Source organism: Kitasatospora sp. NPDC088742 (genome assembly GCF_055584905.1).
In genome coordinates this window covers 122,043-134,273 of the sequence record NZ_JBVJLD010000006.1, presented here as the reverse complement: position 1 = coordinate 134,273, position 12,231 = coordinate 122,043, and the positions used below count along the sequence as shown (strand labels likewise).

Here is a 12,231-nt window from a genome sequence, read left to right as displayed (position 1 = left end):
CGAACCGGAGCCGCCATGCGCATCACCGTCTGCACCAAGCGGGACCTGCCGGGCTGCCTGGCCCTCAACCAGCTGCTGCCGGGGCTGGCCGGCCACCGGATCCAGGTGCTGATGTCCGAGGTGGACCGGGGCGTCGAGCACACCGTGCCGGAGCTGGCCAGGCTCAAGCGCTTCGAGCGGGACCTGCCCAACCGGGCCCTGTTCCCCGCCCTGGACGCCCTGCCCGCCCCCTCCGGAGAGCTGCTCAGCTTCGGCCACCTGACGCGGCGTCACCGGCTGGAGTGCCACAGCGTGCGGGAGGTGAACCAGGGCGACGGACTGGCGCTGCTGCGCCGCTTCGGGCCCGACCTGATCATCTCGGCCCGGTTCAGCCTGATCTTCCACGAGCCGGTGCTCGCCCTGCCCCGGCTCGGCGTGATCAACGTGCACCCGGGTGAACTCCCGCGCTACGCGGGCCTGTTCTCTCCGTTCTGGACCCTGCTGGAGGGCCGCCGCTCGATCGGCTGCACGGTGCACTGGATCGACCGGGGCATCGACACCGGGCCGGTCCTCGGCATCGGACGGCTGCCGGTCGACACCTCCCGCTCGCTGGCCTGGCACGTCGCCCACACCTACCCCCGGGGTGTGGCGGTGCTGCTGGACCTGCTGCCCCGGGTGCTCGCGGGCCGGCCGGTGCCGGCCCTGCGGCAGGACCGGGGCCTGCGCCGCTACCGCTCGCTCCCGGGCGCCGCCGACTTCGCCGCCTTCCACCGCCGGGGGCTGCGCCTGGTCGACCCGTCCGACCACCGGGAGCTGCTCGGGCCGTTCACCTCCGGCCTGCTGACGGCCGCTCAGCCCGCGCCGGTCACGGTGACGGTGCCCTCCAGCGGGCCGTAGCCGACCGGACGGCCGTCGAGCTCCCAGGCCGCGCTGGGCCGCCCGCCGTGCCGGGGGTCCGCCGTCTGCACCGTCAGCCCGCACACCGCCGTGCGGCCGTCCCCGAGCCTTCCGGTCCCGGTCAGCGCGGCCCAGTCACCACCCGGCGGCAGACCGCCCGCCCGCAGGCTGCCCGGCTGGGTGAGGGTGAAGGAGCGGCCGTCCGGGGTGCACAGCACCGCCTCCCCCTCCGCCGCCGCACCGTGCCCCGGGCCGCGCAGGCTCACCTCGCACTCCCCCGCCGGGCTTCCGCCCTTCACCTCCACCACCACGACCCCCGGCTCACCTTCGCGCGGCCCGCCCGGCAGTCCGGTGTCCGGATCGCTGACCGCGTGCGGCGGCCGGTGCAGCACCCGCCCGGCCCGCGCTCCGGTCAGCTCGCCGTCGCGCAGCGCGAAGACGCCCGCGACCAGCACGTGCCGCACCCCCTCCGCGTACTGCCGGGGCCGCTCGTAGGTGGCCCGGTCGCGGATGGCCGCCGGGTCGAACAGCACCAGGTCGGCCACCGCCCCCGGGGCGACCACCCCCCGGTCCGTCATGCCGAGCACGGAGGCCGGCAGGCCGGTCATCCGGCGGACGGCCTGAGGGAGCGTCAGCAGGTGACGGTCCCGCACGTAGCGGGCCAGCACCCGGGGCTGGGTGCCGTAGTTGCGCGGGTGGGTCCGCTCGTCCCGGCAGGCGCCGCCGTCGGAGGCGACGGCCACGAACGGCTGGCGCAGGATCCGCTCCAGGTCGGCCTCGTGGCCGAAGTCGTAGACCGCCATCGCCTCCCGGTCCTGCTCCAGCAGGCGGATCACCGCCTCGCCCGCCCCGACCGCGTTCTCGGCGCAGTACTGACCCAGGGTCAGCCCCTCGCCCTCCAGGTGGACGCTGCGGGCGTCCGCCACCCGGGAGTGCAGCACCCGCACCACCCCGGCCGCGATCTCCGGGCGCAGGGCCGGGTCGGCGAACCGCGCGAGCATGGCCTCGCCGCCCCCGGAGCGGTACTCGGGCGGCACCAGCACCGCCAGGCCGGTCCGGCTGGACAGGTAGGGGTAGACCTCACCGGCCGCCCGCTGCCCCGCGGCCCGGGCCTCGGCCACCGCCCGGAGGGTCGCCTCGGTGGCGCCCCAGTTGGCCGGGCCCATCGCCTTCATGTGGGCGATCACGCCGACCAGCCCGGCCCGTCCGGCGATCTCCAGGCTCTCCCGGGTGGCGGCCAGCACCTCGGCGCCCTCGTTGCGGATGTGGTTGCTGAACACCGTCCGCCACTCCGCCGCGGCCGAGACCACCTCGACCACCTCGTCGGTGCTGCCGTACGAACTCGGCGGGTAGTACAGGCCGCCGGAGACCCCCCAGGCACCCGCGGCCATCGCCGCCCGGACCGACGCGCGCATCCGGCGCAGCGCCCGCGCGTCCGGGCGGGTGTCCTGCCAGCCCGCGCCCTCTGCCCAGACCGCGCCGAGGCCCACGTAGGCACCGACGTTGACGGCGATCCCGGGCGGCCGCCCGGCGAAGGCGAGGGTCCGGGTGACGTCCGGGCTGGCCATGATGTCCGTCCACGGTGCTCCCACCGTGCCGAAGCCGTCCGGGTTGAGGATCTCGGTGGTCACGCCCTGGCGCAGCGAGCTCTCCGCGCCCGACCGCAGCGCCTCCGGATCGGCGTGGCTGTGCAGCTCCACGAACCCCGGCGCCAGCACCAGCCCGTCGACCTTCAGCCGCTCGCGCGCCGGGCCGCACTCCGCCTCCGGACCGACCACCGCCACCCGGCCGTCCCGCACGCCGACCTCGGCCCGGTAGCCGTCCCGGCCGGTGCCGTCCACCACCGTCGCGCCGGTGAGCAGCAGGTCGAGCCCTTGGTCCGTCCCGTGGTCCCCGCTGTGGTCCCCGCCGTGGTGCACCGTCCACCGCCCCCTCCGCTCCGGCCGCACGATCCTCCGACCCTAGGTCAGCCGCCCGGCTCCGCCCCGGAGCCCCGCACGGCGGCCGCCCGTTCGGCCCAGAGGCCCGGTGTGCCACGGCCGCGCCAGGGCCGCCCCGCACGACGGCGGCCCTAAGGTCTTGACCCCAGGGCCGGGCCACCACGACCGGCCGCCGCACGGCGACAGGAGCCCCGCGTGCCGGAGCAGGAACGGCTGCTGGAACGGAAGTTCGACATCAGCTTCGGCTATGCGGACCAGAACCGGGACGGCGCCATCGACGCCGGGGACGTGCTCACCCTCGCCGCCCGGGCCATCGCCGCCACCGGCGAGCCCTTCGACTCGGCGAAGTCGGTCACCGTCCTGCGGGCCGCCTCCGCGTGGTGGCGGTCGCTCTCCGAGGGCCTCGACCTGGACCACGACGGCCGGATCGACCCCGACGAGTACCGCACCGGCATGCTCCGGCTGGCCGCCGCACCCCCCGCCGACCCACTGGCCGCCGCCCGCAGCGTCTGCGCACCGCTCTGGTCACTCTGCGACCGCGACGGCGACGGCCTGGTCACCCAGGCCGAGTTCGCCCTCCTCCAGCGCGCCCTCGACGTGGCCCCCGACGCCGCCCGCACCGCCTTCGCCCACCTCGACCTCGACGGCGACGGCCACCTCTCGGTCGACGAACTCTCCATCGCCCTCTGGCAGTTCTTCACCAGCAGGGACCCCGAGGCCCCCGGCAACTGGCTCTTCGGGGACGCCTTCCTCACCGCAACCGGCTGAGTTTGTTCCTCACGGCACCTCGGTACCCCAGTCGACCCGGGTCCCGTGGGTGACCTCGATGGTCTCCAGGTCAGGATCGCCCAGGATGAGGGCGGCGGTGGCGGCGGTGCAGGCCACGTAGGTGGAGAGGAGGTCGTAGTCGGTGCACACCACCCAGGCGCGGTCCTCGGGCCACCAGTACTCGGGGCCGGACTCGCCGACGGCGGAGGCCAGTTCGGCGCGCAGCTGCTCCAGGCCTGCCAGCGGGGCGGTACGCAGCAGCGGGCCCTCCAGACCGTTGAGGACGGCGGCGAGGTCGTAGCCGAAGTGCACCGGCCGACCGTCGGTCAGCGTCCCGAGGAGGGCGGCCAGCGCGCGGCGGCTGGCGGCGTCCAGCGCCCCGTCCTCCGCCACCCACCGCACCGTGGTCACCTCGCCGTCCTCGTCCTGGGTCTCCAGGCCGTCCTTCAGCCAGCGGTGCGAGAGCTCCGGGAGGAACGGGACGCCCGACCGCTCCGCCCACTCCCGCCAACTCGGGCCCTGGACGGCGCCGTCCATGCTCTCGAGTCGGTGGAAGATCCGGACGTACGCCTCGTACCCGTCAGGGAGCAGCTGGGACACCAGGTGCCCGGGGCCGGGCTCCGGCCGGCCGAGCCGGTCCGACAGCCAGGCGAGTTCGGTGCCGTCATGAGTCCATTCGCGCTGCTCAGTCACGGTGGCGATTATCCCCTGAGGATCCGTCAGGGCCTCACAGGTGCTGCCGGGCGGCCGCCACGAACTCGTCGATCAGCAGCCGGGTGGCGTCCCGCCGGGCGGTCGCGTCCGCCAGGTCGGCGGCCCGGTCGAGCCGGCCGACCGTCTCGAAGGCCTCGGCCGCGAGCGTGGCGATCTCGGCCGACCTGGCGGTCAACTGCACCTGGAACAGCGCGTGCTGGGCACGCGAGCGCAGCTCGAAGGACCGGCTGCGCAGGGCTGGCTCCTCGTCGGCGTCGATGCCCTGGTGCACACAGTGCCAGTGGTGCATCAGCGCCTGCCGGAGCTCCACCAGCACCCCCGCGAAGGCCCCGAAGGCCTCGATCCGCTCCTGACGGTGCCGCTCGGCCCGCGCACTCCACTCCGCCTGGCGGGCCGAACGCTGCTGGAACAGATGGGTAAGCAGAGACCCGAACAGGGTGCCGAGGACGGCCATCACACTGGTGAGGATGGCGCTCATGAGCCCGTGCAACCAAAGGTCGGCGGCCGTCGGGCCGGTTCCGCCGTGGCCGGAGGGGACGTCCGGGCACGGCGGAGGTGGGGGTCAGGGGTCAGGCGCCGGCGGCCACGGCGGTCAGCCAGGTGTTCCAGTCGCTCTCGTAGTTGAGCGAGGTGAGGAAGGTGCGGGCTGCGGTCCAGTTCCCGGTGCGGTAGTGGCCGAGGACGGTGGCGACGTCGGCCGGGTGCTTCTCGACCATGTAACGGGCGGCCAGGTAGCCCCAGTTGTAGGTGCGGTTGGTGTCGGTGTTGTCGTAGGTGGTGTCGAACAGCGTCCGGAGGGCGTAGGTGTGCTTGCCCGCCTCGGCCACCGCGTTGGCGTAGGTGACGCCGCGGTAGGAGTAGGACACGTACTCCGCGATGCCCTCGCCCCACCAGACGGTCGGGGTGGTCTGGCTGGCGTTGAAGTCGCCGTAGAGGTCGAAGCGGCCGTCGAGGTAGTGGGTGTACTCGTGGTTGAGGTTCCAGATCTGCCAGCCGGGGCTGACGTCGGTGCGCTCGTAGCAGATGAACCGCGGCTGGTTGCCCGCCTTGGCCGGGTCGCCCTCCAGGTACATGCCGCCGTTGTTGGTGTTGATGCCGTAGATCTTCCCGGCGTAGGACTTGTAGTCGGCGCTGGAGTTGAAGACGTCGACCTCGAGGGTGGTGTTGAGGTCGTTGGCGACCGGCCCGGAGTCCTTGACCACGCCGTGGAAGTAGGCGTCCTGGTTGGCCAGGCTGTTGCAGGTGGCGGCCAGTTGGTCGGCCGTCATCTCCTGCGCCCGGATCCGCAGCGACGGGCTGCAGGTGTGGACGATCGGCAGGATCCGCGACTCCAGCCTGCCGCCCACGGCAGCGGCCAGGCCGGGGGTGCCCTGGCCGCTGCCGTGGGCGGGCCGCTGGGACGGGTCCGCGACGGCCTGCGCGGACGTGAGCTCGGTGGGCTTCGTGGGCTGGGCGGCCTGGGCCGCCTGGGCCGCGGTGAGGGGGACGGCCACGAGGGCTGCGGTCAGCAGGGTGCTGGTGATGGCACGCAAGGTTCACTCCCTGGGGGGTGGAGTAGACGCCCGCCAGCGGCGGGCCTGCGAGGTAAAATGGCACACGTCACATTGCTTTTCAATGGCGCTGACGGAACTCGGCCTCGCCGCCGTCCCTGAGGGTGCGTCAGCCCTGCCGGGGCACGACGCCGAAGGCGAACGGGACGGTGCCCGGGTCCACCGCGCTGATGCCACCGTCGACGTTCAGGACGGCGCCGTTGACCAGGCTCGCGGCCGGGGAGAGCAGCCAGGCGACGGCCTCGGCGACCTCGGCCGGATCGCCGGGCCGGGCCAGCGGGTTGAGCCGGGTGGCCTCCGCATAGGCGGCGTCCAGCGAGTCGTGCCCGGACAGCTCCGCGAGGCGGCCCATCGGACGGTCGGCCATCTCGGTCCGGACCCAGCTGGGGCAGACCACGTTGGCCCGCAGCCCCCGGCGCCCGTAGTCCACCGCGACGGAGCGGCAGAGCTGGAGCATCGCGGCCTTGGAGGTGGCGTACGCGGCGTTGCCGTGCCCGTTGCGCAGCGCGGAGACCGAGGCCACCCCGACGACCGACCCCCCGTCACCGGCCAGCAGGTGCGGCAGCGCCGCCCGCAGCACCAGGAACGGCCCGGTCACGTTGGTCCGCAGCACCGCCTCCCAGTCCTCGAGCGCGAGCTCCCCGACCGCCCCGGGCCGCCCGGTCCCCGCGTTCAGCACCAGCCCGTCCAGCCGCCCGAACCGCTCCACCGTCGCCGCGACGAGCCCCGCCACCTGCCGCTCGTCCGTGCCGTCCGCAGGGTGCGCCACCGCCCCGGTCTCCGCCGCCACCACCTCCAACGGCTCCCGCCGCCGCCCGGACACCACCACCTCGTGCCCCGCCGCCCGCAGCACCCGGGCGGTGGCCGCCCCGATCCCCGTCCCGCCCCCGGTGACGACCACCACACGCTGCTCCGCCACGACGCCCCCACTCCCCCGGATCCTGATCCCGACGATCATACGGACGGAGCGGGTACTGACGGATCCTCAGGAGGCGAGCACCCCGTCCACGGCCGGCCAGTGGGCGGCGGTGAGCACTCCGCGCACCAGCACCTCGACCTCCTCGGGTCCCTGGTCCGCCAGCTCCACGGTGCGCCCGTCCGGCGCGGAGACCGCGATCCGCACGGTGGCCGCGCGGGGCCTGGCCAGGAACGCGTGCAGCGAGTCGGCCAGCGCGCCGATCGCCCGGCCGCCGCCGACCGCCCCGACCAGCACGCCGTAGGGCGTGCCGAGCTCACCCCGCCAGTGCCGCACGGCACGGGCCCTGATGCGGCCCCGCAGCAGCGGTTCGTCCTCCAACCACGCCCCGAGCTCCCGCAGTTCGCGTACCTGGTCCCCGCCCTGCACCGAGATCCACGCCTCCACTGCCCCTCCTCCGCTCCGGCCTCCTTGGAGTCTCGGCGGCCCGAAAACCGTTTGGCAACCCCCTAACCCGGCGGCGGGGCGTGCGCGTTAGGGGCCGACCGGCGGGTTCCGTCCAAGGTCTGTCCAATCCTCCGGCGATGCGGCATGATCCCCGCCGTCGGCCCCGACCGATCGGTCGGGGCCGCAGCACCCTGGCCCCAGCACCCTCGCCCCAGCCCGCCCTGGAGGAGCCTTGTCCCGCACCACCCGCGCTTCCCGCCTCGCCCTGGCCACCACCGCCGCCCTGGCCACCCTCGCGGTGCCGCTCGCCCCGGCCGTCGCCGCTCCCGCCACCGCGCCCGTGGGCCAGGTGTTCCGGGTCAACCCCGTGCAGGCCACCGGGGACCAGTCGCTGACCGACTCCAAGGACGCCGACTCCGCCGTGCCGGCCTCCGCCTACGCCACCGTGGCGCTGCGCAACCTCGACGCGAGCGGCGGCCTCTCCGGGCGGTGGGCGGCGGTCCGCTCGGAGACCGGCACCCCCGCGCGCTCGGCCACCGGAGACTTCCGGTACACCCGCAGCGCCGACCAGTTCGAGCAGGTGATGGCGTACTTCTGGGTCAACGAGGCACAGGAGTACCTCCAGGGCCTCGGCTTCGGCAGCGAGCTGCGCGGGGCCAACGACAAAGTCCAGCAGGTCCGGCTCAACCAGTGGGGCTCGGACAACTCCTTCTTCACCGACAAGAAGGACGAGATCCGCCTCGGCAAGGGCGGCGTGGACGACGCCGAGGACGCCGAGGTGATCGTCCACGAGTACGGCCACGCGGTGCACGAGGCCCAGGTCCCCGGCTTCGGCAGCTCGCCGGAGGCCGGCTCGATCGGCGAGGCCTTCGGCGACTACCTCGCCCTGACGGTCGGTCAGGCCGCCCAGGCCCGCTACGGCTGGACCGGCCGCACCGACCAGGCCTGCGTCGGCGACTGGGACTCCACCTCCTACACCACCACCACGCCGCACTGCCTGCGCCGCCTCGACACCGGCAAGGTCTACGCCGACCGCGTCGGCGAGGTGCACGCCGACGGCGAGATCTGGTCCCAGGCCCTCTACGACATCCGCAAGGCCCTCGGCCCCCGCACCGCCGACCGCCTGATCGTCAACGCCCAGTTCTCCTTCGCCCCCGACACCTCCTTCTCCGCCGCCGCCCTCACCACCGTGGCCACCGCCCGCACCATGTACGGCGACCAGGCGGCGGCGACGGTCCGTCAGGCCTTCGCCGCCCGGCAGATCCCGGGTTTGTAGCCGGTGCGGTGCCGCCGTCCCCGCGGTTCAGCGGAGACCTGCTGCGAGGGTGGTGGCACTCCTTCGGCGGTGGCCGGCGCCGAGCAGGACGGCGGCGGTCCCGGAGAGGGCGTACACCGTCCAGGGGCTGTCCGTGACGGTGCCCGCCAGGGCCATCGCGCCGTGCGCGTCGGTGGCGGCGAGGACGGGGGCCAGATCGGCGCGGGCGGCCTGCTCGACCTTGGAGTCGCCGATGGTGCGGATGATCTCCACGGCACGGTCCGGGTCGGCGGCGCCGGCCACGGCAGCCACGGCGGCCAGGGCCTCGGCCCGGCAGGAGCGTTCGGCGATGGTGTCGGCGAGGTGGACGGCCCGCCCGGGATCGGTGGCGGCCACCGCGCGGCAGACGCCCACCAGCGCGTGGGAGTAAGGCTGTTGGTCCGCATGGGGGGCGAGGAAGGCGAGCGCTCGGTCCGGGTCGACGGTGGCCAGCGCCTCGGCGACGGAGGGCGTCTCCCAGGGTCCGCAGCGGTCGGGCAGCAGCCGGAGGGCGCGGCCGGGGTCTGCTGTCGCCAGGGCCAGGGCGACACGGGCGCGGGCCACGGTGCGGGAGTAGCCCTCCGGCAGGGCGTCGGCGAGCTCCTCCGCGCGGTCCGGCGCGAAGGCCGCGACCGAGCGCACCACGTCCTCCCAGGAGACCGCACTCTTCCGGCTCGGACTCCAGTCGGACAGGAGATAGGTGTCCAGCAGGTACAGCCCGTCCTTCCGGTCGCGCTGGCCGTCGACCCGGGCGCTCTCCGCGATGGCCTCGGTCCGGTACGGTTCCCAGAGGCTCTGTGCCATGTCGATGGCCCTGAAGGGGTCCTCGGCGGCGAGCACCACGGCGATGTCCGCCGTGATCGACTGCCGTCGGTCCGGGTCGGAGACGGTGGCGGCCATGCCCAGGGCCTGCTCGACCGAGACCCTGGCGACCACCGGGGCCACGGAGGCGAGGAGGATGCGCCGCAGCTGCTTGGTGTCCGCCCGGGCGGTTTGCCGGAGTGCCTCTTCGATCGCCCGTTCCGCGACCTCGGGGACCGCCTTCCGCTCCGGCGAGGCCGGCCCGGTGACGGCTGCGTGCACCAGGACCGGGAGCGTCTGCCCCACCGGAGGCCGACCGCCCGTCCTCACCTGCCGGTTACGGACCAGTCCCAGCTCACCGGCCGTGTCGGTGCCGAGGTGCTGCGGCAACGGGAGACCCTCGGCGGCGAGTTGGGAACGCAGGTGCCGAAACAGGTCCGCCAGGGTGAGCATCGGACCGGCCTGCGGGCTGCCCTCTTCCAGCAGCCGGAGCAGCCGCCCGGTGAACGCCGTGTGCGGCTCCCCGTCCAGCATCAGGGCAGCCCGGTTGGCCGGGGCCGAGGTGAGGGTGAAGGCACCGGAGACCTCCAGCTCGGCGAGGTAGGGCTGCGCCGGCCCCGCCATCGGACGACCCACCGCCCGGCCGCTGAAGCAGCTGTCCAGGATCAGCGCGCGGTTCTCCGCCCGGCTGTCCAGGAAGGTCTCCCGGACGGCCTCGAAGGGCAGGGCGGTGTAGGGGAGCCGGTCGACGCGGGTACCGGCCAGGCCCAGGTGGAGCTTGCCCCGCCGGTCGATCAGGCCGTGCCCGGCGAAGTAGACCAGCAGCAGGTCCTCGGCCTCCTCGGCGGCGGCCGCCAACTCCTCCCCCACCCGGGCCAGGTCGGCGTCCGGCGGCACGGTGCGGCAGTGCTCCGCCGGGAATCCGCCGAGCCCCGGGTCGGTCAACACCCGGGCCAGGTCAGCGACTCCGGCCGCGACCACCTCCAGATCGGGCAGCCGCTCGTCACCGTGGACCGAGGTGCCGACCAGCACCACCCGCGACCGCTCCGGGTCGACCGCCCTGCTCACGCCTCGACCTCGCGCCTTCCGCCGCCCTCGACTTCGGCCTCGCCGGACACCTCCGTGGCGGCGATCACCTGGCGCAACAAGGCCTCCACGTCCTCGACCCGTTGGGCCTCCAGCTCGACGCTCCGGCCGTTCGGGGAGGAGACCGAGATCCGCACGTCGGCGCCGCGCGGGCGGGTCAGGAAGCCGTGCAGCGATCCGGCCAGGACGGTGACGACCCCACCGCTGCCGATCGCCGCGATCAACACGTCGTAAGGCGAGCCGAGTTCACCGTGGCCCGGCGGCGCGACCCGGGGCCGCACCATCCCCCGCAGCTCCGGCTCCTCGTTCAACCACCCGTCGAGTTCCTGAAGTTCGTGCACCGGGTCCCCACCCAGTACGGAGATCCATGCCTCCACTGCCCCTCCTCGGCTCCGGACTCCCTGGAGTCTACGACCGGAGTCGGAAGCCGAACGCGGAAGGCCGGCCAGGGCGCTCGCCCGACCGGCCCCTCCGGAGCTCAGCGGCTGCGGTGGGCGGCGATGAGTTCGGCGTAGCGCAAGCCGCTGGTCTTCACGGTCCGTCGCTGGGTCTCGTAGTCGACGTGGACCAGGCCGAAGCGCTTGTCGTAGCCGTAGGCCCACTCGAAGTTGTCCAGCAGGGACCAGGCGAAGTACCCCGCCAGCGGAGCGCCTTGGGCCACGGCGCGGTCGCAGGCGGCGAGGTGCTGCTCCAGGTAGGCGGTGCGGCCGGGGTCGTGGACGGCGCCCTCGGGGGTGACGGTGTCGGCGTAGGCGGAGCCGTTCTCGGTGACGTAGATCTTGGCGGCGCCGTACTCACGGGAGAGACGGAGGATCAGCTCTTCGAGGCCTGGGGCGTGCACCTCCCAGTCCATCGCGGTGTGTTCGGCGTTCGCTCCGCGCACCTGGCGGAAGCCCGGCGCCGGGCCGGACGGGTCGTCGGTGACGAACTGGCGGAAGTAGTAGTTCAGGCCGATCCAGTCCAGCGGCGCGCCGATCAGCTCCATGTCGCCGTCCTGGACCGGGAGTTCGACCCCGTAGAGCTTGACCATGTCCTCCGGGTAGCCCCGGCCGAAGACCGGGTCCAGCCACCACCGGTTGATGTGGCCGTCGGCCCGGACGGCGGCGGCCAGGTCCGCGGCCGAGGAGGAGGCGGGCAGGATCGGGCTGAGGTTGTTGACGATGCCGATCCGGGCGCCCGGGACGGCGGCCCGCAGGGCCTGGACGGCGAGGCCGTGGCCGAGGTGGAGGTGGTAGGAGGCCCGGACGGCGGTGGTGAGGTCGGTGAGGCCGGGGGCCATAGTGCCCTCCAGGTGGCCGATCCAGGCCGAGCAGAGCGGCTCGTTGAGAGTGGCCCAGTGCGTCACCCGGTCGCCCAGGCGCTCGGCGACCACCGCCGCGTACTCGCCGAAGCGTTCGGCGGTGGCCCGCTCCGCCCAGCCGCCCCGGTCCTGCTGGGCCTGCGGGAGGTCCCAGTGGTAGAGGGTCGGGAAGGGCGTGATGCCGGCCTCCAGGAGGGCGTCCACCAGCCGGTCGTAGAAGGCCAGCCCGGCCGGGTTGACCACGCCGTCGGCCTGCGGCACCACCCGGGGCCAGGCGATCGAGAAGCGGTAGGCGCCGAGGCCCAGCCGGGTGGCCAGGCCGAGGTCCTCCGGCCAGCGGTGGTAGTGGTCGCACGCCACGTCACCGGTGTCGCCGTTGTCGACCTTCCCCGGGGTGTGGGAGAAGGTGTCCCAGATCGACGGGGCCCGGCCGTCCTCGGCGACGGCGCCCTCGATCTGGTAGGCGGCGGTGGCCGCTCCCCAGACGAAGTCGTCGGGGAGAGAACGGAGTTCCATGTCAGAAAGCCTTTCGGAGAGGG

11 protein-coding genes and 1 pseudogene are annotated in these 12,231 nt (G+C 74.1%); 3 read left to right on the top strand and 9 right to left on the bottom strand.

Going from position 1 to position 12,231, the window contains the following annotated elements; all coding sequences use genetic code 11:
• Positions 1-15: 15 nt before the first annotated feature.
• Positions 16-876: a formyltransferase family protein gene (locus ACZ6ZR_RS08355; protein ID WP_465640667.1), complete on the top strand. Its 861-nt coding sequence runs from the start codon at positions 16-18 to the stop codon at positions 874-876.
• Here ACZ6ZR_RS08355 and ACZ6ZR_RS08350 read toward each other — a convergent pair.
• A complete protein-coding gene (locus tag ACZ6ZR_RS08350; protein ID WP_465640665.1) occupies positions 831-2,795 on the bottom strand; it encodes an N-acyl-D-amino-acid deacylase family protein in 1,965 nt (654 codons plus the stop codon). The genes ACZ6ZR_RS08355 and ACZ6ZR_RS08350 overlap by 46 nt on opposite strands.
• 216 nt (positions 2,796-3,011) lie before the next feature.
• Between ACZ6ZR_RS08350 and ACZ6ZR_RS08345 the strand changes: the two genes are divergently transcribed.
• A complete protein-coding gene (locus tag ACZ6ZR_RS08345) occupies positions 3,012-3,584 on the top strand; it encodes an EF-hand domain-containing protein (protein ID WP_465640663.1) in 573 nt (190 codons plus the stop codon).
• Between the two features lie 9 nt (positions 3,585-3,593).
• On the opposite strand, the gene ACZ6ZR_RS08340 is transcribed toward ACZ6ZR_RS08345, so the two are convergent.
• From ACZ6ZR_RS08340 to ACZ6ZR_RS08320, 5 genes and pseudogenes are all read right to left on the bottom strand, one after another.
• Positions 3,594-4,277, bottom strand: a complete 684-nt coding sequence (locus ACZ6ZR_RS08340) for a hypothetical protein (RefSeq protein ID WP_465640662.1) — start codon at positions 4,275-4,277, stop codon at positions 3,594-3,596.
• A gap of 34 nt (positions 4,278-4,311) precedes the next feature.
• Entirely contained in the window at positions 4,312-4,776 is a 465-nt protein-coding gene (locus tag ACZ6ZR_RS08335) for a hypothetical protein (RefSeq protein ID WP_465640660.1), read from the bottom strand.
• Between the two features lie 97 nt (positions 4,777-4,873).
• Positions 4,874-5,686, bottom strand: a pseudogene (locus ACZ6ZR_RS08330) (collagenase); the annotation flags it as partial.
• A gap of 271 nt (positions 5,687-5,957) precedes the next feature.
• Positions 5,958-6,767, bottom strand: coding sequence for an SDR family NAD(P)-dependent oxidoreductase (locus ACZ6ZR_RS08325; RefSeq protein ID WP_465640658.1), 810 nt, complete (start codon positions 6,765-6,767; stop codon positions 5,958-5,960).
• A 66-nt stretch (positions 6,768-6,833) separates the two neighbouring features.
• Positions 6,834-7,211, bottom strand: coding sequence for an effector-associated constant component EACC1 (locus ACZ6ZR_RS08320; RefSeq protein WP_465640656.1), 378 nt, complete (start codon positions 7,209-7,211; stop codon positions 6,834-6,836).
• Positions 7,212-7,443: 232 nt separating this feature from the next.
• Between ACZ6ZR_RS08320 and ACZ6ZR_RS08315 the strand changes: the two genes are divergently transcribed.
• Complete coding sequence (locus tag ACZ6ZR_RS08315) at positions 7,444-8,487, top strand: M36 family metallopeptidase (protein ID WP_465640654.1); 1,044 nt, start codon at positions 7,444-7,446, stop codon at positions 8,485-8,487.
• Between the two features lie 27 nt (positions 8,488-8,514).
• Here the strand turns inward: ACZ6ZR_RS08315 and ACZ6ZR_RS08310 are convergent, their stop codons facing one another.
• From ACZ6ZR_RS08310 to ACZ6ZR_RS08300, 3 genes are all read right to left on the bottom strand, one after another.
• On the bottom strand, positions 8,515-10,374 hold the full coding sequence (locus tag ACZ6ZR_RS08310) for a caspase, EACC1-associated type (RefSeq protein ID WP_465640652.1): 1,860 nt from the start codon (positions 10,372-10,374) through the stop codon (positions 8,515-8,517).
• The gene (locus ACZ6ZR_RS08305; protein WP_465640650.1) at positions 10,371-10,733 is read right to left on the bottom strand and encodes an effector-associated constant component EACC1; all 363 of its coding nucleotides are present in this window, start codon (positions 10,731-10,733) and stop codon (positions 10,371-10,373) included. Before ACZ6ZR_RS08305 ends, ACZ6ZR_RS08310 begins: the two co-directional genes overlap by 4 nt.
• Before the next feature lie 137 nt (positions 10,734-10,870).
• Positions 10,871-12,208, bottom strand: a complete 1,338-nt coding sequence (locus ACZ6ZR_RS08300; RefSeq protein ID WP_465640648.1) for a GH1 family beta-glucosidase — start codon at positions 12,206-12,208, stop codon at positions 10,871-10,873.
• Positions 12,209-12,231: the final 23 nt, after the last annotated feature.